This is a genomic window from uncultured Anaerovibrio sp. (assembly GCA_902786545.1).
Lineage (GTDB): Bacteria > Bacillota > Negativicutes > Selenomonadales > Selenomonadaceae > Anaerovibrio.
Window position 1 is genome coordinate 1 of record CADACU010000024.1, and the last position, 22,875, is coordinate 22,875.

Sequence of the window (22,875 nt, forward strand, 5' to 3'; positions counted from 1 at the left end):
GTTTCGGATTTTTACACCTTTATAGGAGTTTCCTGGACCCAGTATCCGAAATTTCCGAAGAAAATCTTTACTTAATAAATTACGTGTCTTTTTTAGGCCAATATGAGCGGTTCAGCACTCTAAACAGCCACAGTTTGCCCTAATAATATTAACCAATTTTTTGAAAAAAATAACAAGGCCTCTGACAAAAGTGCCGGAGGCTTTGTTGTCACTATATATTAGATTCCGCTTCTGAATTCATTGAATAATGACGCTGCCAAAGCATTCATAATGACACGATACTTTTCAGAATCCTTAAAGAGCTGGGTATATGTTTCCTGGCTTTCAATATACGCCTGCTGGGCCGTATCATTAAAAATTGTTGGGAAGACATTATTAGTAAACATTTGCGCCCCATTATTAACTGCAGCTTTCTGTAGCTTCTTGTTGTTTATGAGCTTATCATGCAACGCAGTAATAACTACTCTGTCGCCTTCTGTAAACTCGCCCACATACTGCTCATTAACTTTGGCAATAACTTCTTCCAAAGGACTCAGGGTTTCTTCCTGTTTAACAGGTTTTTTAGGCTTCGCTGGTTCGTAGGCACCTTTCTGCTCCTTAACCAGCTGTATGGAGCCTTCAAAGGTCTTTTGCAGATTATAAAATTCCAGACGGACACGGTTACCCAAATCAAACGGTGTGGATGGATCACCCGGCAATACCTTGGCCAGATATGAGCAGAAAATGTATTCCTTGTGCAGCGCCTTATCAAACATTCTGGCAATCTGAGTAATGTAGGAATACCATTTCACAAAGCTGCGGCACATCTTACGGAACTGATACCGTTGTTCCTGATTCAGATCATTATACTTGCGCTGAACAGGGAGCAGTGTGTTGGTAATAGCAGCCTGTGTCTTATTATTCTTTCGGGCATTTTCATCAAAATAGATGGCATTGACCCGCTCAATATCTGAATCATCATAAACCTTGTAATCACGCAGCATCTTCTGAATCTTGTAGATAGTATCTGTATTAAGCTCCTGCTCCAGATATGTTTCCTGATAAAATGGCTGGAAGGCATCAAGGATTTCCTCCTTGGTATTAACAAAATCCAAAATGAATGTATCTTCCTTATCGGGATGTATTCTGTTAAGACGGGACAAGGTCTGTACTGCCTTAACTCCACGGAGCTTCTTATCTACAATCATAGTATGTAGGAGTGGTTCGTCAAAACCAGTCTGATACTTCTCTGCCACTACAAGGATATTGCCCTCATCATGGAATACCTGCTTTGTCTGAGCTTCTGAAACATGGTTGCCTGCAGTATCAACATTCAGACTGCTTTCCGTGTATTCCTTGCCACTTGGATCATCAGGGTCCTTGATACTGCCGGAAAAGGCTGCCAGTATTTCCACATCATCATAATGCTTGGAATTAAGATATCTTTTCAATTCATGGAAATAACGCACAGCAGCAAGACGTGATGAAGTAACCACCATCATTTTGCCTCTGCCCTTTATCTTGTCCTTGGTAATATCCCTGAAGGTTTCTACTATAAGAGCAGATTTCTGCTGAATATTGTACGGATGAAGCTCGCTGAACCGCTTTATCATCTTCAGAGCCTTTGACTGCGGTACATCCGGATTATCACTCACATTTTTGGCAATCTGGTAGCATGTCTTGTAGGTCATATAGTTCTGCAGAACATCCAGTATAAAGCCTTCCTCTATGGCCTGACGCATGGAGTAGATATGGAACGGATGGAATGAACCATCCTCATATTCGGTACCAAACTGTTCCAGGGTTTTCTCCTTAGGAGTAGCCGTAAAGGCAAAGAAGGACAAATTCTTATGATGTCCGTGGGAAATCAGCTCACGAACCATACGGTCCTCTGTATCGAGGAGTTCTTCTTCCGCCTTGCCCTCAATTTCAGCATATTCCTTCAGTGCATCCTTGGTATCAGCCAAGGCCACCTTCATCTTCATAGCAGAGCTGCCTGTCTGGGACGAATGAGCCTCATCCACTATAACAGCAAAGCGTTTGCCTGATGTGTCATTGACTTCCTCATAGATAACAGGGAATTTCTGCAACGTAGTAACAATAATACGCTTGCCAGAATTTATGGCGTTCTTTAGATCCTGAGAGGTCTTCTTCTCTCCGATAGTTTCCACACTTCCCAAGGTGTGGTCAAAGCTGGTCACTGTATCCTGCAGCTGTGCATCCAGATTACGGCGGTCAGTAACGATAACTACTGAGGTAAATATTGGCTGATTGTCTGCATTATGCAGTGACGCCAGACGATAGGCCGTCCAGGCAATGGAATTGGATTTCCCGGATCCAGCGGAATGCTGGATAAGATAATTGTTGCCCGTACCATGCTGAAGGACATGAGCTATCAGCTTGCGTACAACATCCAGCTGATGGAAACGAGGGAATATCAGCTTTTTCTTGGTGGCATTAACTACCTTGCCGTTCTTTTTGGTCTTTTCCTGAGTGACCTGATAGCTGATGAATTTCTGCAGAATGTCCATCATACTGTCTTTCTGCAGCACATTCTTCCATACATAGGCGGTAACATAGTCGTTGTTATCAGTCTGAGGATTACCTGCGCCACCGTCATTTCCGGCACCATTGCTTCCCTGATTAAATGGCAGAAAGAAAGTATTAGCGCCATCCAGCTTGGTAGCCATGGCAGCCTCATAAAGATCAACTGCAAAGAAAGCCAGTATGCGGTGGTTGAGCCTAAAGGCAGGCTCATGGTAATCACGGTCATACATCCACTGGGTCTTGCCATTATCTATACTCTGGCCAGTCAGCTGGTTCTTCAGCTCTATGGCAATGACTGGAATACCATTTAATGCCAGCATCATATCAACGCTGTTCTTATTCTGGGCAGAGTAATGCCACTGACGGATGCACTGGCAGATATTCTGCTGATAATGCTTTACAGCAGTTTCATTAAGGGTGGATTCTGGCTTAAAGTAGCAGACCTTAAAATCCATGCCACGGTGCTTGAAGCCATGACGCAATACATTAATCAGCCCATCTTCAAGAACCGCATCCTCAAAGCACTTGTAAAATTTCTGATTAACATCAAAATTGCACTGACGCTCGAAGCGCTGCCACATAATAGGCTGGGTAGCCTTTACAAAGGATACCAAGGTTTCAATATCCAATGCCATATCAATAGAATTACGATAGCCAGTATCATCAGCCTTGGTATAGCCCCCCTCCGGGGAAATCAGAAAGGCTTCAATATTTGCTTCAAATTGTTTTTCATCTTCTGCCACTTACTCCACCACCTTTCGCTTACCGGTAACTACTTCGTAGATAAGGGATTTCTTGTAAGATTCAAGGTCTTCGATAAGGGATTGTTTTTCGGAAATCATATCATTAAGCGTCTTGATACGCTTATCAAGATACTGTACTATTTCCCTCTGTTCTTCAAGCGGAGGAATAGGCAAACGGAAGTTCATTATGGTGCTGGAATTGGTATTGGCAAGGTTAGTGGTTTTCTTCGCCGTATAGTCAAAATAACACCGTGCCACTTCGGAGGTGGTAACATGGCTGAAATATTCCGGCAGCAGCTTATCAGATTTGGTAGTCAATGCGAAAATATGATTCTGATGGAGGCACGGGGTAATCTCTCCGTGCCAAACACATCCACGCCCCAGTTTGTCCCTGTCTCCACCTTCTGTCATAAGGACAACGCCTGCTTCTAAACGATATTTGTCAACTTCTTCTGGAAGTACCTGTATGGTTTTCACATCTGACAAGTCAACATATTCACCTTGTACATTGGCTACTCTAAGATAGGGCATTTCTACTAACTTAGCTCCTGCCGGATATTTTTGCCCCAAAGTTATCCCTGACTTGATGGAAGCAAAGAACTTCAACTCTGCTACCTGCCATTCAAAGGGGGTTTTACCTATCCATAAGATATTTGTATCCTTGAGTGGCCGGTTCTTTTTTTTACCTAATGTAACAGCTTGGGTGATAACAGCCTGTTTCAGGTCCTTGTATTCCTCAATACTGGCTTTAGCTTCAGCAATGATAGCATCTATCTTGGAACAGTTGTCATCGAGATAATTGGCAATAGCTTCTTGCTGACCTAATTGAGGTGCAACGATAAATATATTTTTAAAATTTTGGAAACTTAAAGTTTTTCGTATTCCTGAACCCATCCCATGAAAAACTTGTTGATAATCATAGGCTTTGAATAGATAAACAGCAAATCTAGGATTAATTCGTTCTTTGTTTGGGTACAATGCCAAATACGCTGATGTTATAATACCAGGCTCCCTAACAATCGCTACTCGTTGTGAGATAAAGTCATAATTTAAATTCAAACCATTAATCATAATAGTATCTGGCTGAACAATATTGTAGGCACTGATAGTATCTTTCAATTTATCATCCAGTTCTCCTTGGACATGTTTATCCACTATTTCACCATAACGGAATGAAAACTGATTTGTGTACTCTAAAGATGTATTCTTATTCCTTATCTCACTAAATACACCATTAGCTGGATACATATCCCAAGACACAGGATATAATCCTATCCATTCAATACCACTATCCTTTAATTCTGCCTTATCACGCATTATAGCCTTCATTATGCTTCCTCCCCGAACAGTTCATGGAGCTTGGCCATCAGGCTCTTTTCGTGAGCTTCAATACGCTTGGCTATTTCATCAGCTGGCTCTATCTGCTTATATTCATAGAAAGTGCGGGTAAATGGAATCTCATAGCCCACCTTGGTCTTTTTCTTGTCAACCCAAGCATCAGGATTATAAGGCAGTACCTCACGCTTGAAGTAAGCATCAATATCCTCATCCAACGGCACATTTTCCGTATCACGCTTCTTGGCATCGGCCACTGGCTTTTTATTTTTGATCACCTTGTTGCCTTCCTCATCCAGCTCCGGGGATTCCACAGTAATTTTGTTGTAGCCCAAGGTAACAGAGTCCAGTACCTTGCTCTTTACAATGATTTCATTGCCGTTTTCGTCCACATCCTTGAAGGTGCCATCTGTATAATCACCATAGATTTTTACAATCAAATCACGGCAGGCAGTAGTAATATCCACCCGCTTGTTACCAATACTCTTTCTCCTACTGCTATAACAGCTGCTGGCATCTATCAGCTGAACCTTGCCAGTGCGTTCCTCTGGCTTATCCTTAGTGATAATCCATACATAAGTAGCGATACCGGTATTATAAAAGGTATCATTCGGCAACTGCACAATAGCATCCAGCCAGTCATTTTCAATAAGGAAACGGCGAATCTCGGACTGGCCTGAACCAGCATCACCAGTAAATAGGGAAGAACCATTCTGGATAATAGCCAAACGACCTGTCTTTTTCAGCTTTGCCAAGCCATTGAGCATAAACAGCATCTGACCATCAGATTTGGCAGGGAGTCCCGGCGCAAAACGGCCCGCCATCCCCTTCTTATGCTCAGCTGTAACCTCTTTCTCCTCACGCTTCCAAGGAATACCAAAAGGTGGGTTGGAAATTACATAATCAAACTGATAGCCAGTAAACTTATCGTCAGAAAGGGTATCACCAAACTGCATATTGTTTGGGTCACCGCCACGAATCAGCATATCAGCCTTGGCAATACCAAAGGTAAATGGATTGAATTCCTGTCCAAACACATCAATATCTGCATCGGCATCAAGGGCCTTAAGTCTTTCTTCCATACAGGTAAGCATCTGACTTGTACCCATTGTCATATCATAGACAGTCTTGGAAATGCCTTCATCCCCAAAGGCATTATTATCCCCTGCCACCAACAAATCACACATGAGATAGATAACATCACGGCTGGTGAAATGGGCTCCAGCTTCCTCGTTGTAGGACTCTGAGAAACGCTGTACGAGGTTTTCAAAAATATAACCCATATCAACGGCAGCTATCTTTTCTGGGGAAAAATCCCCCTTATCTGAGTTAAAATCTGAAATCACACGATAAAGAAGCCCGCCTTCCACCATCCTTTTGACCTGGGATGAAAATTCCATGCGGGCCAGTATGTCCTGAACATTGTCGGAAAATCCGTTAAGATAGTCCTCAAAGTTTTCCTCGATATTATCTGGGTCAGCCACCAGCAGATCAAAGGTAAACTTGCTGGTATTATAGAATTGATAGCCGGATGCACTCTTTAAAAAACCGTCCTTTACAGCCAGCTTCTCCACATCGGCATAGGTTTTAAGCACCTTATCGTGGGTTGGCAACAAACAGTCATGGAAACGCTTGATTACTGCCATAGGAAGCACCACAAGACCGTATTCATGTGGTTTAAAGGCTCCCACTAAATCATCAGCTACAGACCATACGAGAGCTGCTTTCTCCTGAATATTCTTCCCCACTTCCTGTATTTTCTCATTACTGGATTCCATATTTATAAATTCCCCTTTTATCTGTCGTTACTTGTAGTCATATTGTCTTTAGCCCCAAATATTATTATTCTTGCTAATAAGCGTATTTCCTGCATTTTTCCTGTTTTTACAAAAATAACCCCATCCGGTACCATCACCGGAAGGGGTTATAGAACGGCTACTGTATGATTTTTACATGAAATTACTATATCTTTTGTTGTTTTGACGTCTAATATACAATAGTTACATCAATCTCTTTTTCAATTTCCAAAAAAGATTTTCCATCAAAACATTTTTCGGAAAGTACCTTATCTATCGCCTCTTTAGGAATATCACCATCTTTTGATATTTCATGTCGGCAAATACATTTAGGTTTGTCGGAAATATCCCATATAACAAGCCAGTTCTTATGATCACTGAATTCCGGCTGAATAATATAGAGGTTTTTATTGTATGAAAATTCCGCATCTCGCCTATAAGTAAGATACTCATATAATTCATCTAATGTTGTTCCATTCATACATTTACCCCCTTGAACAAATCCTTATGCTTCCTATAAAGGTAGTGATGTGATTTCAGCTTCCTAGGTGTTTTCCTGTTTTTACCTTTTGAGAAAAAATGAACATGTAATGATATTTTCCCCCGATGAACACCATAATCAATCTGATAGAGGGGCGTCCTATCTTGTCCAAAAATTATAAATTGTTTAAATACACCATTTTTATTATACAACACATAAGCTGTGCCTGGAGTATTTGACCGTTCAGGTAAACTAAGGCTTGCTTTAGGGTCTTTAGGAGCTAAAACCTTTATGCCACCTTCATAACCAACAGTTTGCCATCTGGCAGGAGTGCTGAACCCCCCACTTTCCAACATTGATCCTCTGCTCCCCATCATGCACCACGTTCCTTTATAACTAGGATAATAAATAACATTTGGATATGATTCAAGCTCTGGAATTGGTCTACCACAAACAATTAAATGAGTTGGTGATTTTTGTTTATATAATTCCTCGACACCCAACATAAATATTTTTAGGCTATATGGCTCTGATTTACAGCCATTCGTGGATATAGCTATAGTACTATGTTCTGGCAAACCATCAAAGCACCATTCGAAATCACTTTCAAAACACCAAGTAGCCACAGGTATAGCATTAAATTTCTGTTTTTGGAGATAATAGGCCATCACTCTATTGCGGGTGCAATTCCAAATAAGTTGTCCTGGCAACATTTCAGGCTTCATTGAGTAGTCAGTAGTGATTATTCCTTTGAAGCGTCTTAGGTTTGAAAAACTGACCTCAGGATGATTCCAAAAATTTTCAAAAAGTACGTCATCAATGAAAAAATCCACCCAGTGTTTTTCCGGTTTTTTTATGCTATTCCGCTCATTAAATGATATAACATTTTCAGGAATAGCCTGAGTCGCCTTTAATTGTGGCAATTTATATTTGCCAACTAATGTTGCATTATGAAAATAGTAGAGTTTGAAAATATCATATTTTCTAATACCAGTTTTAAGCATAAAATCGCCTTCTTTCTCCGCATATCGCGGTCATATTTACAATAAAACTGTATAGATTGACAATAAAGCGAAAATATGCCATCATATATGAACACATAGGATATGCTTCGGCATATTCCGCAATAGAACGCATCAATTAACTGCTGGTAACAGTTTTTTGGTGCGTTTTATTTTACCTCCTTTCAAATTAATAGTTATTTATGCTAATCCAGAAACGCCCTATAACCTTTTGGAAATCTCCTTGTTTTTTTTGTATAAGTGCGTGACTGGCGATTGCTAAAAAATTCATCAATATTTTTTTGTTTTGTGGCTATGGCTTCCGGAGTTCTACTTTCAGGACTATCATCCATCAATTCTTCAGCCATACAGGCTGAAATTGCTTTTATTTGCCACCATTTTAGTGGAATGCAGCTAACCTTATTAAAATCTTTTTCAATAACATAAACTTTATATTCATCATCCAAGCACTCTTCCCATGCTTCAAGATTTTCTTCCTTGCTAAAAAAATTTGCATCCGCTTCTTCAACTTGCTGGCAAAAGTCTTCTTTATTCGCATATATTTTATCCTCCTTTGTCAGCAACGGAAAACTATCTTTGGTTAAATTTACTTTTTTTGCTTTATTTAGCAAATAATTGACCAACTTTTCATCATAAGAAAATTTTACTACAATTTTTCCATCCGTCTGTTCCAGCACTGTCATTGTTTGAGTTGATTCTACTTTTCTTTTACAACGCTGAAAGCGATTTACACCTAACAATTCGTCTAGCGATACTCCCAGTGCACCAGCAATGTTGCACAAAACTTCAAGTTTAGGCTCAACACCTTTATTTTCATAAGCCACATAGCGTGTGTAAGGTATACCCAGTTTTTCGGCAAACTCTTTAGCCTGAGTGTATCCAGCCTGTTCACGATATTTTTTTAGCTGCAAACCTAAATCCATTGTAATCCACCCCTTTAACTAGATATTAGCATTATTTTCTATTTCAGTCAAATCATTTTAGCATTTTTTTCTATTTATTGAAACCATAAAAAGAGCTGCCAAAATGACAGCTCCCTAATCACTTAGTATTTTGATTTTATTAATGATATGTGCCTCTTGAGATTGCTCACAATAAGCCAATCATGCTTGGAAAATTCAATATTGGAATTTTCCATAGCATCTGTAATTGACGATAATACGGCTTCCATGGATCTGACATCATAAAGGATTTCCTTTAGTGCTGCCAAGCCTTCTTCCAAAGACCCATAGTTATCATTGTAATTATATGGGTCAATATCATAGATCAGCTGATTAAGGCTCTTTATGAATTTCTCTTTCATCTTTCTCATCCTTCTGCTGATTATGAACTTTCCCAAATTTGAACTTATCATTGATTTTCTGGACATACTTTTCCTTTAACCTGTTCATACCGGATTGTTCGGCCGTAAACCCATATCCGTCACAGATTAAGTCCCTGATATCAAATTTAACCATAATTCTCAGCTCCTTATGATGGTTTTACAGCTGTTCGAGTTGTACCGTCAGGCAATTCCATTCTGATAATATTTTCGCTCTCTCCTGCCGTTTTGGAATTTTCCAAATCTTTGAGGAGTTTTTCCAGAGTGCTTCTGTACTTTATCAACGGATCAGTGGCTCCCAATTCATCATCCTCATCTTCTGAAGTTTGTGCCTTGAGGTCAGTGATGATTTTATCCCCGCTACGCTCAAGAGCGACCTGTAGCTTCTGGATAGAGGATTTTACTTCTTCGTAAACCTTCTCCCGCTGCTCGTCAGTTGTACACTCAGCCATGGCCCATTTGGCTTCCTCACGGATTTTTTCTATCAGGGACTCAATGCTTTCTTCAGTTGATGGCTCCCGTCTGGATTCCCTTTGTACCCTGAAAAGGTCATCGTCTAATTTCCCTTCTGATTCCAGCCATGCGGCTATTACCAAGCCAATAACACCACCGGCTCCCAACAATAAACCATTCTTTACCCAGCTCATAATAAATTCCTCCTTTGGTTCAAAATATTGATTTAGGGTAAGTTAAATATAAAATAAAAGGCATTAAAAAAGGTTGCCTGATAGGCAACCTTAACCCTTTTTGGTGAAATATTAAGTTTTAATCTTCCTTCAACTTTTCCAAAGCCTTGATACCAAAAATATCACGAATTTTGTTACGGGCCTGGTTCTTAATATCATCGTTTATATACATCTGTGCTAGTAGCAAAGCAACACCAATAGCTGCGGCGTCATCTGTATAGCCTGCCAGAGGCGTCAAATCAGGAATAAAATCGATAGGAGAAATCAGATACCCTAATGCTCCGTAAATCCCCATCTTAACCCGTGTAGGACAGTTTGGCGATTGAGCCACATAATACAACTGTAATGCTTTATATATCAGCCCAATGCCTATGGCCGTCACATTGTTCCTTATCTTACTCCAAAGCCCTTCCTCAGAATATTTATCTACATACTCTTCTACTTCAATATTACTGAAATCCGGTGCCTTCATGCCAATCCCTCCTAATTCAGTCTATATTATTCTTCACCTCTGCTCTGTCTTGCCCATTTATGAAGTGCCTCCAGCTCTTCTTTATACTCATCCAGTAATTCCTGAGGTGGTTTCCAAGTTTTATAATTTACAAGTTTTCTAGGGTCTTCTTTTACTTCTTCATCAGATTTCCTATTATTTAACTCAGGATGATTTTCCATAATGGCCAGTCCCATAAGCTCTATATCTTCTAAAGTATACGGTGGACCCTTTTTTTCGAGTTCTTCCAATCTTTTTTTCAACTCAATATCCATACTGCTCCCTCCAGATAATATCTGCCATAACAAAACTTCTGAACATATCATACAGGAAGAAAACACTTAATAGGTTGCCTACCAGTCAACCTTACAGATTTACGAATATTGCTTGCCGGTAAGCGGTGCATAGCCATATTCATCCAATGTGATATTGATAGCCTCAATATTAAATACCTTGGCATCAATATAGCATCTAACAATAACATCCTTTTTGATGCTGTTAGAGAGTGTATAGCCAGCACGACCAATTAGATCTTCCGTTTCGTTTAGATTAAGATGCAGAGCTATAGCAAATGCTACCGCTGTATCCTTGGACGGTCGATAGTTTTTATTTCCTTTTATCTTGGCAAAATGGTCCTTGGTAATATCAGCCTTCTTATAGATGGCCGAAGGTTTCTGACCTGACTTGCTGATAAGCTCCAACAATTTTTCCGAGAAGGTCAGTTCCAATTGGCTACGGATTCCGTCAAGCAGCCGTTTCAGCATATCCCCTGACGGGGCTGTATACGCCGTTCTGTACCCAGGAATATAGGTTCTTGGCTCTTTAAATACACTTAAAAAGCCTTTATTTTCCTCATCATCAGGACGGTAATGCTTGGCTATATATTCATTGATTTCTGCTCTGGTTAGCATGTTCTTTTGAGTATCCATACCTTCTCCTTAAACACATACAAAGCATTGGTTATAATGAATTCTACCATAACAGCAAGTGATTTATACAGGGAATTAAAAATAACACTGGGGCAGGGTAAACCTGTCCCAGTGCTAACCTCTTTATCCTTATACTGCCTGATGGTTTTTCTGACAATTCATGCAGAGGCCGGTACCAAAGCGTTCCTGACTGAATTTCTGTACTTTATCAGAAATTTTGGTGCCACAGTCAGTGCAAACGGCCCCAAGGCTGTAGGCAGCTCCTGTTCCTCTGCTGACAGCCCTTGGTTTGGGTACTTCTGATACAAACTGGTCTGTGCGGATGTCAGCCTCCGGATCATCGCCAGTAGATATATTGAAGGCCATCATATAAGCGTACTTGATACTGGCTGTTTCTGCCTTCATCACAGCTTTATCCCCGCTGTCCTGACCATTGCCAAGGCCAGCTATGTCCACAAATTCCCCAGACTCAGAATCTATAAGTCTGATATTCATTTGTACCGTCGCCAGATGCTCCTGATTCCCCTTGGCATTAGCTACATGCTCCAGCGAGATGAGATCTGCCTTGGCAATCGAGCAAATCTTATTCTTGACCAGTGCCTCATTAACCTTCTCAAGTACATCTGCTGCTGTCGCATATTGGTACTTATGAAATTCATTAGTGCCATTCTTCTGTACATGCGAGACTTCTTCCATGACTTTAACCAACTTAGCCGTAATTTTCTTGATTGGTCTGTCCGTTGTAGTTTCCATTGTAATTTCACTCCTCTCATAACAATCACGCAACCAAAGGCAAAGAGTTCCAACAATAGCGATAAACCAGGCTATATGGCCTTACTTCCTCAATCAGTTCGCCATCCTCCCAAAGCTGCAGACCAGAATCTGCTCCCCGATCATCAGTAGCCCAATAATACCTGAAACCAACCTTCGGGAACTTTTTGACCAGAGCCTCAATCACCTTCAACGGTGCTGTCCACGAAGTCGAAAAGCTGATGGTATTATCCTTGTTTCTGATGCAGTCCAACGCATCAGTAGAGCCCCAATTGGTGATTTTCCAATGATGAATGTCAACATCCGTTTCCTTTGGCAATGGGATTATATTATCCATGTCCATAAGGCCATTATCACCAACGATATAGTTCATAACCTTTGCCACATCTTCTTTTGCTCCCAACATAACCAGTACACTTCTCACATAGTTCGCCACATTAACACCTCCTAATATCAAGGGCACTGCCTTTTCTGCCAGTGCCCCTTCAAATTATCCAGCTTTCTTTATCATAGCCTGCTTTATAGCCTGTCCGTGGTCACAGTAGTCGGCTACATCACAGTAGGACTGGCATTTCTTATCATGCCACCGTTCCCTGACTGAGCATAGCTTTGGAATTTCACCTGTAGCTATAGCTTCCTTGAGAGCCTTGGCCTTATGCTTAAAATAGCGGATAAGCCATTGATCAGATATCTTGTTTATAGGGATTATATAAACATTCCGGTCAATTCCCCGCTCAGCCGCTATTCTTAGGCTACCATCCCGGCATATTGCCTGAATGAACATCCTTTTGACCTCAAAGCCCTGCTGTTCCAGTAATATACGATAGTAATTCAGCTGCAAGGCCCAGTCCATAACATATCTGACACCATCGGTAAACAGCTCCTGACGGTACTTTGGCTGACCTTTCTTGGCGCCAGTCTTATAAAACTCACCAGTAGGAACAGACTTCTTGTAGTAGCCCAAGGCCCGCATCAGCTTGTAGCTGGAAGTTACCTTCAAATCTCCCAAAGTTCCTGTATCTTCATCAAGAAGCTGTCCATAGAGATCAAATTTCCCTGATGTAGTACCGTCCTTTAGTCTTACCTCAGCCAGAATGTCACCATCAATGTGTTTCTCATGAATACCATGTATTCCCTGCCCCTGAAGGGCATACAAAGCATCCTCCGGGTTGATGGCATAATCCTTGGTCTTTTTGAGGAACACTTCTCTTGTCCCCGTAAGCAGTTCCGTAACACTTGGTTCGTCGAGCTTTCTGTCAGAACTTTGAGCCACTGCCCTTAGTGTAGGCAGGAACATACATCTTGTACCGCACCTACACCCATCTTCCAAACATCCCGAAATAGGAATCTCCTGCCCATCCGGGCAGGAGAACTTTGTCGCTGGCATAGTAATGCCCTCCTTCCTATGCTATTTTTACCTTCTGTTCTTCAGTATTATCTCCAATATATCCAAAATTATCTCTGTGGTCTGGCGCATTGCTGTCAGCCTCCTTCCTTACTTCCTCATACTCAAATTCAATCCCACCATATAATGATCCTGCACGCTCCAAATCACTGACAGATACTTTAGCAGAAGCAGTAATCAGCGACTTACCAAGAAGCATTGCTTGGTTAGGATTGAGTGTTACCTCAAAATCATTGCCGCCATCACTTAAAGTAAGATAAATACATTCATTGATGCGGAGCAAACATTTCATGTCGGTAAAGGCCACACAACTCGAATAAGATGTCATAACTGCTCCCCCTAGAAAATGTCTTTGCTTGTATTAAAAATCTCACCATAGGCCTCTCTGAGGCTCACAGCACCTTCTTTGGCAATAATAATGTGATCAAGTACCTGAATACCCAATATTTCTGAACTTGCCACTAAATCCTTTGTAATTTTTATATCTTCCTGACTAGGTGTTGAAATACCAGATGGATGATTATGGGCTACCACTATTGCTGCAGCCATTCTCTTTACTGCCGGAGCAAAGATTTCCCTCATGCCCAAAGCACTGGCATAGATATTCCCTTTTGAAACCATAGTACTGCCAATTATGTGATTTTTACTGTCCAGCAACATTACCCATACTTCTTCCGTTGGCTTGCTGGCAAGGAACTGGAAATACTCCATGGCCTCTCTTGGAGAATGTATTGATTTGATACTGTTTTTAGACCGATGAATTATGCGATTGGCAATTTCTTTCAGTGCTAACAACACCTTTACCCTGGCTTCCCCAACGCCCTTGATGGCCAATGCTTCTTCCTCAGCCACATTAAACAGTTCAGGAACACTGTATTCCCCCATCATCACCGACAATGACGGATTAACGAGCATTAAAAGCTCATTGTCTGTTAGATTTCTGATTTCACTTTCCATATAAACCTCCAAAACAAATAGGGACAGGCATATTGCCTGTCCCATTATTATTTAATTATGCTGTTATGGCGTCCAGAGTCTTTACAGGAGTGAGGTTAATAACCCCTCGTGTCTTGGGTACTGGTTCAGCCAAAATCTCCCCACCGATGCGTTCCATATATGTAGCACGTTCATAGCTGGATGCTAGCTGAGAAGCCGCTGTTACTGCGTTGATAAGTCCATATCTGCTGTTGTCCTTTCCCATAAACAGCTGACGAAGGACATCTCCACGCTCATTAGAGGGCTAAGCTGGTACTTATCTGCAAGCAACTCTACTTCCTTGATGGGATCTTTCCCTAATGGGATATCCGTGGATTCTCTCAGCTTGTCTACAGCCATAGAAAACTTAGTTTCATCAGCTGCCACCTTAACTGTATCCTGAACCTTCATAAAGAAAGCTTTGTCGTCAGCTCTCAGTGTTTCATCTGAATACAGCTCGTAAGCACCGTCTCCCTCTGCCTGTCGACCCACATGATATTTCTTCTGAGTGTAATCTTTAAGAATAAGCCCATTCCTGCATACCAGACGATAAATTAAAGGCTCCACTTTCACAGAACCAAGACCTACTTCGGAGTTACTGATAACAAAACCTGCCTGTACTGCATCACCGACTGCCACCTCAGCTTTAAGTTTTTTGTTTACTACCTTCAGATACATATGTGTTGGTGTAACCTCACAGCTGGTAATAGATGCTCCTGTCATATCTCTTATGATAGGCAGTACAGCCTCACAGAGCTCCAGATTATCGAGGCGACGATAGCGGTCAGAGAGAAATGCTCTTGCTTCTCCATCCAAAGTTCTGAGCATTCTACGCTCTGGAGCATAATGGAACCAGGTATTTACGTTTTCTGAAAGTAAATCCGGCTGCTCCACCATCATTTTCTGATAGTAACGGTAAGGAATCTGAAGGCGCTGGGCAATCTGCTGATGAGCCAGCTCATTAACAGCGAAGTTCTGAGTATTGCCCTTCATATTAAGAGTAATAAAGCTTCTGCCGTTATCCTCAGCCTTAAAATCCATAAGACTGGTGTCAGCCAGAAAATCCTGTCTTGCAGTTCTTTGCCTTTGCAATTCCTCACCTAATGCTTCCAATGTTCTTCCGTTTTTCATTCTAATTTACCTCCTTTTTCCCTCATTACCTCTACATCAAAACATCCCACATTACTAAGTTCAGACAACTCGTTGGTAATAATCTCTGCACCGTATTTACTGATTGCCTTAAAAACATCATCAAACCTCTTTTCATCCACATCAGCGTAAAAGCTGACCTTGATTTCCTTTTGCATGATAATCACCCCCAATTTGCTGTACTGATGCCAGTTACGGCCTTATAAAATTCTTCCTTGGCCATATTCACGATTGGTTCATAATGCAACCACAAGGCTTCCTTTACCTCATCTTCACTAGACGGTGTAAGCTCTGGGCATAATTCCCATGGATATTGCGGTGAGTATCCACAGATCCACTCCTCATCAAGAACAAACACCCTTTCAATCAGCACTTCCTTGCCATTGGAGATTTTTACATAAATTTCAAGTTCCCCATTCCAAAATTGGTCAACATCAATACCATCCTTGAATTTCAAGGAGTTTTCCCATATACCATATGTATTTATTCCCCAATATTCCATACTCATAAGAATCCACCTCCTTTGAAAAAATGGGTTTATGATTTATTTATAGCAGCTTCGGTACAGATAGCTGTGGGATATATTCCTTATATATAGTATATTTTTAAAAAAAATAGCTTTTTCAGGTTTTGTATAGGCAGTATGTAATATTGTTCATGCTGCAAAAATATCAAATAATGTTTACGGACTTTTATAAAATCTAGATAAATTCTATTAACAATAAAGTAAGAAAATAAAAAGGAGGGATTCCCATGGAAATAATGGGTGTAATGCCTATCAACAAATCTGTTCTTACAGTGGCTGAGGCAGCTTCCGCACTTAGTGTATCATCAAATACTGTCTATAAACTTCTAGATAGCGGAACAATAAAGGCCAGTAAAATTGGTAGAAGCTGGAAAATCCCAGTAGAGTCAATAGACGCCGTTATGCGTCAAAAATAGTTAATGGAGGTTTTGAAACATTTATAGAGTATTTATGAACCTTGTTTTTCTTATTGATTTATTAAATAACATAAATATAAGAAAATAAGAAAAGGGGTTGATAACGCATGAATAACGAGCCTGTACGGATCTTGTCCTTAGAAGAACTTTGCGAACAGCTAACGATAGGCAGAAACGCTGCCTACAATTTGTTACGCACTGGTCAGATAAAAGCCTTTAGAATCAAGCGCATTTGGAAAATTCCACAATCTAGTATCAATGAGTATGTTCAAGCAGTTACTAAATAAAGATATCCCCTTGGCCAATTAGACCAAGGGGATACTACATGTTCTATACTCCATACAGAGGGATGATATTCATAAATTCCCTCAAGTCTTTATTATATTTTTCAAACAGCTCGGTACAAAAGTAACCCGTTTCAAGCATCCTTTTATAAGACTTTGCAATTAGATTATGGCAGTCTTCCATTATATCAAATACCTCTTCATAGCCCAGGTTCACATAGAATTGTTTCCTCATTAATGCATTTAACCAGATACTAACCTTAGCATCCTGCTTAGCCTTTGGATCTAAAATCATTTTTAAGGTACATTCCTTTTTTCGTCCGCTTATATAATACCTACGATCTGAGCTAAAATACAATGAATCCTCCGAAGCACATAGTTGATATATTAGTATTTTTTGAATATTATCTGGTTCACATACTTTACCGACTAATGCTTCATTGTTTATTTTCTTCATAAACCTGTTGACCTTGCCATCCAGCTTGATACGCTCATCATCATCAATACCAAGATATTCATCCAGCCAAGAATTATCAAACTCCCAAAGCCATCTGTAATCTCTCAAGGCCTCTTTGAACATCTTTTTCTGTTTATCCGTTGGTTCCGGAAATTTTATCTGTCTAACGTGGTCACTTTGTTCACGACTAACATTCAGTATTTTTACTGTATATTGGGAATCAATCCACCTTCTTAACCTAAAAAATATATCTTCTATTTTCTCGTCTTTTTTAAGCCGCTTAAAACTACCAGTTTTAATTTGAGGCAAATCGGCTCCAACACTCGTTTTAAATCTTTTTATGCGACGGATAACAGAATCATGCTTCATGTTTAAATCTAAAACTAATTTTAGAGTGTACCTAAAAGCTGAATCTACTTCATCCATATATTCAAATATTACGGCACTAGATTCTTTAAACACCCCACTAATAACAGTATTACTAAAGCCAAGATGCCTTATTATTTCCGACCTAAAAAAAACACATCTTTTAAAAACATTGTCATCAATAGGCGATTCATATGATGATAACTCTATAGGAAGTTTTTTAATTACCTCCTGTATATCTGTTATTTTCCTAGTCTCTTCATCTTTATAACGATAATTTGTGTAGTCACGTAAATCCTGAAGAATATTTATTGACATACTGACTTTCTTACCTTTACTTATTTTTTTTCTATCATCAAATGTTAAACTTACAACATTATCCCTCTCCAGTTTAGCTCTCATTGATGAAGATGTAGATGACATGTTTTTGACCGACTCTGCCCTTACGTCTCCCAAACCTTTATAGGGTGATTCAAAAACTATATTTTTTAATGCTTTGGCTTGGTGATATACTTCGAATAGATAAATTCCACTGACAAGTCCTTCCACTGGAAGCACAATATTTATATTCCGTAATTTTTGAAATTCCGGTGAATAAATATATATGCCATCGTTAGCTATATCCTTAGTCAATTGAAAAAGCTTTCTGATGTTGGTCTTATTGTACTTCTTATATTTTTCTTCTACTCCGGAATTAATAAAATCACATAATTTATCAACGTATCGTTCACTTAAAATATATTCTCTTTCAGTAGCAATTAAAGATAACCCCACCAGATCGCTTAGTTCTTTAAAATACTTTGTATCCCCAATGTTTTTAACCTTTTCTTTTTGAGAGTAATAATTTAATCGTTCACTTTGGTCATTAAAGTGTTTTTTTTGAAAATTTATAAAATCATGTAGAAACGACGGATTACTACACTTATTTTTATAATTCCAATAAAGATAACACTTATTATGCCATAGCTTCTCCAAGAGGATATTTGCCTCATCATCACCATTTTTTGCGGCAGTTATTAAATCATAACCGGCCCCATGTTTTGATAAAAAATTTTGTAGCATAGTATAACTGTCTTGATCAATATCGAGAAGATTACATCCATTTCCGCTAATAGGTATACCATAAAAATCCATTATTTTCACAACTATCACTTCTCCAATATATACTGCTCTATGGCAATAATAATTACAATATATATTTTAACATAACGGCTATACTCTTAGTATATGAGAGAATGATTTAGGTGTATAGTCTCTTTATTTTAGGCTCTACATGGAAAGAACTAATTATGACCCTATTTCTGTATTTTTATTCCAATAATTTCCTTTTCTAACTGATCCAAATAATGTAATAAATTACATAGTTTATTTTGCTATTGGGGTACAGATTGGGGTACAAATCGTCAAAGTGAACAAATGCTCAGATTTATTCAGAAAATAAAAAATCCCCAAAGCCTTGATACACAAGGCTTTGAGGTAATTCTCAAATGGTGCGACAGGAGGGATTCGAACCCCCGACCCACGGCTTAGAAGGCCGTTGCTCTATCCAACTGAGCTACTGTCGCAAATAAAAATGGTCGGAGCAGCAGGATTCGAACCTGCGACCCCCTGGTCCCAAGCCAGGTGCTCTACCAAACTGAGCCATGCCCCGAACAAGTATCAGCTCCACGCGTCAACATATGATATAATACACGAATTGCTATCTTCTGTCAATACTTTTCTTTATTTAAAGCAGTTGTTTTATGTCATCCCGTAATTTTTGGATCTGATGAAAGCGTTCTATGGCATTTTCCGGCATTTTACCTACCCGCAAGTCCTCCACCATATCATAGATAATGGTGTACATTGGCGTCAAGCCCAAGTTGGCGCATACGCCCTTCAGGTTATGGGCATTCTGAAAGCTTTCCTCAATATTGCTGCTGCTCAGGGATGTCTCCAGATTGGAAAATACCCCATCATCCAGGAACTTTTCCAGACACTCCACATAAAATTGCTCATTATCTAAAAAGCGCTCCAACGCCTCATCTATATCGCATCCCATTGCTCTGAGTTCATTCAATAAAGTTGCCATTTGCCCTCTCTCCTTACGGATTGTATGTAAATAAATTCAGCTTATATTCAGTTTATCATATGTAAATGTATCTGCCTAGGATTATATTAGTTATTTCTATCAACATAAAAAAAGCTGTGGCAAAGTGCATCAGCACTTGTCACAGCTTCTTTAACTGATATTATTTTACCAATTCAAGGATAACCATTGGAGCTGCGTCACCACGACGAGGTCCAAGCTTCATGATACGGGTATAACCGCCCTGACGGTCCTTGCACTGCTCAGCGATTTCGCCGAACAACTTTCTAACAACATCTTCATCAGCAAGCTGAGCAATAGCCTGACGGCGAGCAGCCAAATCGCCACGCTTGGCGAGAGTGATCAGCTGATCAGCAAGGCCGCTGATTTCCTTAGCCTTGGCTTCGGTAGTCTCAATGCGCTCATGCTTGAAGAAGGAAGTCAGAATGCTCTTGAACAGTGCCTTACGAGCACTGGAGTTACGACCTAATTTTCTGTAAGCCATTTATTTCCCTCTTTCCTATATCTTAATCTCGAAATGTCAATCTTAGTCTACAGACCCATCATTGTTCTTCAATGACAAGCCCAGTTCCTGAAGTTTATTCTTGATTTCTACCAAAGACTTGTTGCCAAGGTTACGAACCTTCATTATCTCAGCTTCGGTCTTGTTGATCAAATCGCGAACTGTTCTGATCTCAGCTCTCATCAGGCAATGATAAGAACGAACCGTCAGTTCAAGCTCCTCAACCTTTTTATCAAGAATAGGTGACTCTGCCATATTCACGCTCTCTGGGGTAGCATCAGCAGACTCATTGGCTGATGGCTTAGCCTCAATAATCAGATTACTGAACAGCTTCAAGCGTGCAATCAGGATGCCTGCTGCCTTGCTGACAGCTTCCTCCGGATGAATGGAACCATCGGTCCAAACCTCAAAGGTCAGCTTGTCATAATCAACAGCATCGCCCACCCGGGTATCCTCAACCTTGTAGTTTACGCGACGGACTGGAGAGAATATAGAATCGATAGGAATCTCACCAATTACCTGGTCAGGCTTCTTGTTCTTGTCGGCCGGAACATAGCCAAGGCCATGCTCTACCGTCATTTCTATATTCAGTGAGCCTGTCTCGTTCACGGTTGCGATGTGAAGATCCGGATTCAAAATCTCAATGTCAGCATCGTGAATAATATCAGCTGCTGTCACTTCCTTTTCTCCGGAAACATCAATGCGGATGGTCTTTGGTCCATCACCGTGCATCTTGAGGCAGAGTTCCTTAAGGTGCAGGATGATGTTGGAAACATCATCACGAACACCTGGAACTGTGGAGAACTCGTGCAACACACCATCAATTCTGATAGCGGTGATTGCTGCACCTTGTAAAGAGGACAGGAGAATGCGGCGGAGGCTGTTACCCAGGGTAATGCCATAGCCACGCTCAAGCGGTTCACAGATGAACTTGCCGTAGCGGCTGTCCTCACTGATTTCCTCTATCTCAATCTCAATCTTTTGCTTATCGATTTCGATCATCTGGAATTGCCCTCCTCAATAATTCAATGCATTTATGTACAAATCCGACAATGAATACACAGATATTATTTGGAGTACAACTCGACGATAGCCTGACTGTCTACAGGAATATCGAAGTCATCACTTGCAGGGAATCTGGTGATGGTACCGGTAAAGTTATCGGAACCAACAGTGATCCATGCAGGTACGCTCAAAGCGCTGTTGGACTCAGAAAGCTCCTTGAAGTAAGCGTTGGAGCGAGCCTTTTCAGAAACTGCTACAACATCGTTTACATCAACCAGAGCAGATGGAATGTCCAGACGCTTGCCGTTCAAGGTGATATGACCATGACGAACAATCTGACGAGCCTGCTTACGGGTGGAAGCAAGACCAAGACGGAAAACTACATTATCAATTCTTCTCTCGAGAAGGCTGATGAGGTTTTCACCAGTGATGCCCTGCATCTTCTTTGCCTTGTTATAGTAAGAACGGAACTGCTTCTCCAGTACACCGTAAATGAACTTTGCCTTCTGCTTTTCCTTCAGCTGAGTGCCATACTCGCTTACCTTACCACGGGTACGACGAGGCTGACGCTTGGAACTCTTATTCAGACCAACAACACCTGGCTCGATACCGAGGGAACGGCATCTCTTCAGTGCTGGTACTCTATCTATTGCCATTTAGTTTGCACCTCCCATTATACTCTTCTACGCTTTGGTGGACGGCAACCATTGTGAGGAATTGGGGTAACATCCTTAATCATGCTAACCTCAAGACCAGTTGCCTGCAGGGAACGGATAGCTGCCTCACGGCCGGCACCAGGACCCTTTACATATACATCAACCTGCTTCAAGCCATGCTCCATAGCTGCCTTTGCAGCAACCTCTGCTGCCATCTGAGCTGCAAATGGAGTGCTCTTTCTGGAGCCACGGAAGCCAAGTCCGCCAGCGCTTGCCCAGGAAAGTGCGTTACCATTCTTATCGGTTAAAGTAACAATAGTGTTATTAAAGGTGGAGCTGATATGAGCAACACCAAATTCTACATTTTTACGGTCCTTTCTCTTAGGACGCACAGATTTCTTAACTGCCACTCTTTAGCCCTCCTTACTTCTTCTTACCTGCAACAGCCTTTTTAGGGCCCTTGCGGGTACGTGCGTTATTCTTAGTGTTCTGTCCACGGACAGGAAGCCCCATACGATGACGACGACCACGATAGCAGCCGATCTCAACGAGTCGCTTTATATTCAGGGACTGCTCCCGACGGAGGTCACCCTCTACTACTACATTCTTATCGATAGCATCACGAAGCTTGATAACTTCGTCCTCAGTCAAATCTACAGTACGGGTATCTGGGTTAACACCAGTCTCCTTCAGCAGATTCTGAGCAGTGGTAAGACCAATACCATAGATATAGGTCAATGCAATCTCAATTCTCTTATCGCGTGGCAAATCTACACCGGCAATACGTGCCATACATCAAGCACCTCCTTCTTAATTATCCTTGTCTCTGTTTATGTTTTGGGTTCTCGCAAATAACCATTACATGACCCTTACGCTTAATAACTTTGCATTTTTCACAAATTGGTTTAACCGATGGTTTAACTTTCATTGCGTTATGCCCCTTTC

The 22,875-nt window shown here is 40.7% G+C and carries 30 protein-coding genes and 2 tRNA genes; 2 read left to right on the forward strand and 30 right to left on the reverse strand.

Annotation, left to right across the window (positions count from 1 at the left end; all coding sequences use genetic code 11):
• Positions 1 to 218 precede the first annotated feature (218 nt).
• The 20 genes from QZV24_RS06025 to QZV24_RS06120 form a co-directional block, all read right to left on the reverse strand.
• Positions 219 to 3,269: a type I restriction endonuclease subunit R gene (locus tag QZV24_RS06025; RefSeq protein ID WP_294521509.1), complete on the reverse strand. Its 3,051-nt coding sequence runs from the start codon at positions 3,267 to 3,269 to the stop codon at positions 219 to 221.
• Positions 3,270 to 4,598, reverse strand: coding sequence for a restriction endonuclease subunit S (locus QZV24_RS06030; protein WP_294521511.1), 1,329 nt, complete (start codon positions 4,596 to 4,598; stop codon positions 3,270 to 3,272).
• Positions 4,598 to 6,382, reverse strand: coding sequence for a class I SAM-dependent DNA methyltransferase (locus tag QZV24_RS06035; protein ID WP_294521515.1), 1,785 nt, complete (start codon positions 6,380 to 6,382; stop codon positions 4,598 to 4,600). The genes QZV24_RS06030 and QZV24_RS06035 overlap by 1 nt, the downstream gene beginning before the upstream one ends.
• Positions 6,383 to 6,590: 208 nt before the next feature.
• On the reverse strand, positions 6,591 to 6,881 hold the full coding sequence (locus QZV24_RS06040; protein ID WP_294521516.1) for a hypothetical protein: 291 nt from the start codon (positions 6,879 to 6,881) through the stop codon (positions 6,591 to 6,593).
• Positions 6,878 to 7,885 carry a DUF4417 domain-containing protein gene (locus QZV24_RS06045; protein WP_294521520.1) on the reverse strand — a complete coding sequence of 336 codons (1,008 nt, stop codon included), beginning with the start codon at positions 7,883 to 7,885 and terminating at the stop codon, positions 6,878 to 6,880. Before QZV24_RS06045 ends, QZV24_RS06040 begins: the two co-directional genes overlap by 4 nt.
• A gap of 203 nt (positions 7,886 to 8,088) precedes the next feature.
• Complete coding sequence (locus QZV24_RS06050) at positions 8,089 to 8,826, reverse strand: helix-turn-helix domain-containing protein (RefSeq protein WP_294521524.1); 738 nt, start codon at positions 8,824 to 8,826, stop codon at positions 8,089 to 8,091.
• A gap of 122 nt (positions 8,827 to 8,948) precedes the next feature.
• Positions 8,949 to 9,206, reverse strand: coding sequence for a hypothetical protein (locus tag QZV24_RS06055; protein WP_294521532.1), 258 nt, complete (start codon positions 9,204 to 9,206; stop codon positions 8,949 to 8,951).
• Positions 9,178 to 9,360 (reverse strand): hypothetical protein, encoded by a 183-nt coding sequence (locus QZV24_RS06060; RefSeq protein ID WP_294521534.1) that lies wholly within the window; start codon positions 9,358 to 9,360, stop codon positions 9,178 to 9,180. Before QZV24_RS06060 ends, QZV24_RS06055 begins: the two co-directional genes overlap by 29 nt.
• A 13-nt stretch (positions 9,361 to 9,373) precedes the next feature.
• Complete coding sequence (locus QZV24_RS06065) at positions 9,374 to 9,871, reverse strand: hypothetical protein (protein WP_294521538.1); 498 nt, start codon at positions 9,869 to 9,871, stop codon at positions 9,374 to 9,376.
• 118 nt (positions 9,872 to 9,989) lie between these two features.
• Entirely contained in the window at positions 9,990 to 10,382 is a 393-nt protein-coding gene (locus tag QZV24_RS06070; protein ID WP_294521540.1) for a YkvA family protein, read from the reverse strand.
• 26 nt (positions 10,383 to 10,408) lie between these two features.
• Entirely contained in the window at positions 10,409 to 10,675 is a 267-nt protein-coding gene (locus QZV24_RS06075; RefSeq protein ID WP_294521543.1) for a hypothetical protein, read from the reverse strand.
• 99 nt (positions 10,676 to 10,774) lie between these two features.
• Complete coding sequence (locus tag QZV24_RS06080) at positions 10,775 to 11,329, reverse strand: XRE family transcriptional regulator (RefSeq protein ID WP_294521545.1); 555 nt, start codon at positions 11,327 to 11,329, stop codon at positions 10,775 to 10,777.
• Positions 11,330 to 11,458: 129 nt separating this feature from the next.
• Positions 11,459 to 12,082, reverse strand: a complete 624-nt coding sequence (locus QZV24_RS06085; protein ID WP_294521548.1) for an ERF family protein — start codon at positions 12,080 to 12,082, stop codon at positions 11,459 to 11,461.
• A gap of 25 nt (positions 12,083 to 12,107) precedes the next feature.
• Complete coding sequence (locus QZV24_RS06090) at positions 12,108 to 12,536, reverse strand: hypothetical protein (RefSeq protein WP_294521551.1); 429 nt, start codon at positions 12,534 to 12,536, stop codon at positions 12,108 to 12,110.
• A gap of 54 nt (positions 12,537 to 12,590) precedes the next feature.
• Complete coding sequence (locus QZV24_RS06095) at positions 12,591 to 13,487, reverse strand: hypothetical protein (protein ID WP_294521555.1); 897 nt, start codon at positions 13,485 to 13,487, stop codon at positions 12,591 to 12,593.
• A 16-nt stretch (positions 13,488 to 13,503) separates the two neighbouring features.
• A complete protein-coding gene (locus tag QZV24_RS06100) occupies positions 13,504 to 13,833 on the reverse strand; it encodes a hypothetical protein (protein ID WP_294521558.1) in 330 nt (109 codons plus the stop codon).
• Between the two features lie 11 nt (positions 13,834 to 13,844).
• Complete coding sequence (gene radC / locus QZV24_RS06105; protein WP_294521561.1) at positions 13,845 to 14,462, reverse strand: RadC family protein; 618 nt, start codon at positions 14,460 to 14,462, stop codon at positions 13,845 to 13,847.
• A gap of 201 nt (positions 14,463 to 14,663) precedes the next feature.
• Entirely contained in the window at positions 14,664 to 15,611 is a 948-nt protein-coding gene (locus tag QZV24_RS06110; RefSeq protein WP_294521564.1) for a DUF932 domain-containing protein, read from the reverse strand.
• The gene (locus QZV24_RS06115; protein ID WP_294521567.1) at positions 15,608 to 15,787 is read right to left on the reverse strand and encodes a hypothetical protein; all 180 of its coding nucleotides are present in this window, start codon (positions 15,785 to 15,787) and stop codon (positions 15,608 to 15,610) included. Before QZV24_RS06115 ends, QZV24_RS06110 begins: the two co-directional genes overlap by 4 nt.
• Positions 15,788 to 15,792: 5 nt before the next feature.
• Complete coding sequence (locus QZV24_RS06120) at positions 15,793 to 16,137, reverse strand: hypothetical protein (protein WP_294521570.1); 345 nt, start codon at positions 16,135 to 16,137, stop codon at positions 15,793 to 15,795.
• A gap of 245 nt (positions 16,138 to 16,382) precedes the next feature.
• On the opposite strand from QZV24_RS06120, the gene QZV24_RS06125 reads away from it, so the two are divergent.
• Positions 16,383 to 16,571: a helix-turn-helix domain-containing protein gene (locus tag QZV24_RS06125; RefSeq protein ID WP_294521573.1), complete on the forward strand. Its 189-nt coding sequence runs from the start codon at positions 16,383 to 16,385 to the stop codon at positions 16,569 to 16,571.
• Positions 16,572 to 16,678: 107 nt separating this feature from the next.
• A complete protein-coding gene (locus tag QZV24_RS06130) occupies positions 16,679 to 16,858 on the forward strand; it encodes a helix-turn-helix domain-containing protein (protein ID WP_294521576.1) in 180 nt (59 codons plus the stop codon).
• Positions 16,859 to 16,901: 43 nt separating this feature from the next.
• Here QZV24_RS06130 and QZV24_RS06135 read toward each other — a convergent pair whose 3' ends face one another.
• From QZV24_RS06135 to rpmJ, 10 genes are all read right to left on the reverse strand, one after another.
• Positions 16,902 to 18,821 (reverse strand): hypothetical protein, encoded by a 1,920-nt coding sequence (locus QZV24_RS06135; RefSeq protein WP_294521578.1) that lies wholly within the window; start codon positions 18,819 to 18,821, stop codon positions 16,902 to 16,904.
• Between the two features lie 345 nt (positions 18,822 to 19,166).
• Positions 19,167 to 19,243: transfer RNA gene (locus QZV24_RS06140), tRNA-Arg, on the reverse strand.
• A gap of 9 nt (positions 19,244 to 19,252) precedes the next feature.
• Positions 19,253 to 19,329 (reverse strand) — tRNA-Pro (locus tag QZV24_RS06145).
• A 75-nt stretch (positions 19,330 to 19,404) separates the two neighbouring features.
• Positions 19,405 to 19,749, reverse strand: a complete 345-nt coding sequence (locus tag QZV24_RS06150; RefSeq protein WP_294521581.1) for an Hpt domain-containing protein — start codon at positions 19,747 to 19,749, stop codon at positions 19,405 to 19,407.
• A 160-nt stretch (positions 19,750 to 19,909) separates the two neighbouring features.
• Positions 19,910 to 20,251 (reverse strand): 50S ribosomal protein L17, encoded by a 342-nt coding sequence (gene rplQ, locus QZV24_RS06155; protein WP_294521584.1) that lies wholly within the window; start codon positions 20,249 to 20,251, stop codon positions 19,910 to 19,912.
• 42 nt (positions 20,252 to 20,293) lie between these two features.
• The gene (locus QZV24_RS06160) at positions 20,294 to 21,271 is read right to left on the reverse strand and encodes a DNA-directed RNA polymerase subunit alpha (RefSeq protein WP_294521587.1); all 978 of its coding nucleotides are present in this window, start codon (positions 21,269 to 21,271) and stop codon (positions 20,294 to 20,296) included.
• A 65-nt stretch (positions 21,272 to 21,336) separates the two neighbouring features.
• Positions 21,337 to 21,930: a 30S ribosomal protein S4 gene (gene rpsD, locus QZV24_RS06165; RefSeq protein ID WP_294521592.1), complete on the reverse strand. Its 594-nt coding sequence runs from the start codon at positions 21,928 to 21,930 to the stop codon at positions 21,337 to 21,339.
• A 17-nt stretch (positions 21,931 to 21,947) separates the two neighbouring features.
• A complete protein-coding gene (gene rpsK / locus QZV24_RS06170) occupies positions 21,948 to 22,340 on the reverse strand; it encodes a 30S ribosomal protein S11 (protein WP_290655638.1) in 393 nt (130 codons plus the stop codon).
• Positions 22,341 to 22,353: 13 nt separating this feature from the next.
• Positions 22,354 to 22,722, reverse strand: a complete 369-nt coding sequence (rpsM, locus tag QZV24_RS06175) for a 30S ribosomal protein S13 (protein WP_290655640.1) — start codon at positions 22,720 to 22,722, stop codon at positions 22,354 to 22,356.
• 22 nt (positions 22,723 to 22,744) lie between these two features.
• Complete coding sequence (gene rpmJ / locus QZV24_RS06180; RefSeq protein ID WP_290655642.1) at positions 22,745 to 22,858, reverse strand: 50S ribosomal protein L36; 114 nt, start codon at positions 22,856 to 22,858, stop codon at positions 22,745 to 22,747.
• Positions 22,859 to 22,875: the final 17 nt, after the last annotated feature.

What these genes read in the sequence shown, in the direction of transcription:
- QZV24_RS06080 (WP_294521545.1), bottom strand. Translation starts at nt 11,329, where the DNA reads ATGGATACTCAAAAGAACATGCTAACCAGAGCAGAAATCAATGAATAT.
- QZV24_RS06160 (WP_294521587.1), bottom strand. Translation starts at nt 21,271, where the DNA reads ATGATCGAAATCGATAAGCAAAAGATTGAGATTGAGATAGAGGAAATC.
- QZV24_RS06120 (WP_294521570.1), bottom strand. Translation starts at nt 16,137, where the DNA reads ATGAGTATGGAATATTGGGGAATAAATACATATGGTATATGGGAAAAC.
- QZV24_RS06055 (WP_294521532.1), bottom strand. Translation starts at nt 9,206, where the DNA reads ATGAAAGAGAAATTCATAAAGAGCCTTAATCAGCTGATCTATGATATT.
- QZV24_RS06045 (WP_294521520.1), bottom strand. Translation starts at nt 7,885, where the DNA reads ATGCTTAAAACTGGTATTAGAAAATATGATATTTTCAAACTCTACTAT.
- rpmJ (WP_290655642.1), bottom strand. Translation starts at nt 22,858, where the DNA reads ATGAAAGTTAAACCATCGGTTAAACCAATTTGTGAAAAATGCAAAGTT.
- rpsM (WP_290655640.1), bottom strand. Translation starts at nt 22,722, where the DNA reads ATGGCACGTATTGCCGGTGTAGATTTGCCACGCGATAAGAGAATTGAG.
- QZV24_RS06110 (WP_294521564.1), bottom strand. Translation starts at nt 15,611, where the DNA reads ATGAAAAACGGAAGAACATTGGAAGCATTAGGTGAGGAATTGCAAAGG.
- QZV24_RS06150 (WP_294521581.1), bottom strand. Translation starts at nt 19,749, where the DNA reads ATGGCAACTTTATTGAATGAACTCAGAGCAATGGGATGCGATATAGAT.
- QZV24_RS06035 (WP_294521515.1), bottom strand. Translation starts at nt 6,382, where the DNA reads ATGGAATCCAGTAATGAGAAAATACAGGAAGTGGGGAAGAATATTCAG.
- QZV24_RS06125 (WP_294521573.1), top strand. Translation starts at nt 16,383, where the DNA reads ATGGAAATAATGGGTGTAATGCCTATCAACAAATCTGTTCTTACAGTG.
- QZV24_RS06030 (WP_294521511.1), bottom strand. Translation starts at nt 4,598, where the DNA reads ATGAAGGCTATAATGCGTGATAAGGCAGAATTAAAGGATAGTGGTATT.
- QZV24_RS06085 (WP_294521548.1), bottom strand. Translation starts at nt 12,082, where the DNA reads ATGGAAACTACAACGGACAGACCAATCAAGAAAATTACGGCTAAGTTG.
- QZV24_RS06040 (WP_294521516.1), bottom strand. Translation starts at nt 6,881, where the DNA reads ATGAATGGAACAACATTAGATGAATTATATGAGTATCTTACTTATAGG.
- rpsD (WP_294521592.1), bottom strand. Translation starts at nt 21,930, where the DNA reads ATGGCAATAGATAGAGTACCAGCACTGAAGAGATGCCGTTCCCTCGGT.
- QZV24_RS06050 (WP_294521524.1), bottom strand. Translation starts at nt 8,826, where the DNA reads ATGGATTTAGGTTTGCAGCTAAAAAAATATCGTGAACAGGCTGGATAC.
- QZV24_RS06065 (WP_294521538.1), bottom strand. Translation starts at nt 9,871, where the DNA reads ATGAGCTGGGTAAAGAATGGTTTATTGTTGGGAGCCGGTGGTGTTATT.
- rplQ (WP_294521584.1), bottom strand. Translation starts at nt 20,251, where the DNA reads ATGGCTTACAGAAAATTAGGTCGTAACTCCAGTGCTCGTAAGGCACTG.
- QZV24_RS06075 (WP_294521543.1), bottom strand. Translation starts at nt 10,675, where the DNA reads ATGGATATTGAGTTGAAAAAAAGATTGGAAGAACTCGAAAAAAAGGGT.
- QZV24_RS06100 (WP_294521558.1), bottom strand. Translation starts at nt 13,833, where the DNA reads ATGACATCTTATTCGAGTTGTGTGGCCTTTACCGACATGAAATGTTTG.
- QZV24_RS06070 (WP_294521540.1), bottom strand. Translation starts at nt 10,382, where the DNA reads ATGAAGGCACCGGATTTCAGTAATATTGAAGTAGAAGAGTATGTAGAT.
- QZV24_RS06060 (WP_294521534.1), bottom strand. Translation starts at nt 9,360, where the DNA reads ATGGTTAAATTTGATATCAGGGACTTAATCTGTGACGGATATGGGTTT.
- QZV24_RS06130 (WP_294521576.1), top strand. Translation starts at nt 16,679, where the DNA reads ATGAATAACGAGCCTGTACGGATCTTGTCCTTAGAAGAACTTTGCGAA.
- QZV24_RS06095 (WP_294521555.1), bottom strand. Translation starts at nt 13,487, where the DNA reads ATGCCAGCGACAAAGTTCTCCTGCCCGGATGGGCAGGAGATTCCTATT.
- QZV24_RS06115 (WP_294521567.1), bottom strand. Translation starts at nt 15,787, where the DNA reads ATGCAAAAGGAAATCAAGGTCAGCTTTTACGCTGATGTGGATGAAAAG.
- radC (WP_294521561.1), bottom strand. Translation starts at nt 14,462, where the DNA reads ATGGAAAGTGAAATCAGAAATCTAACAGACAATGAGCTTTTAATGCTC.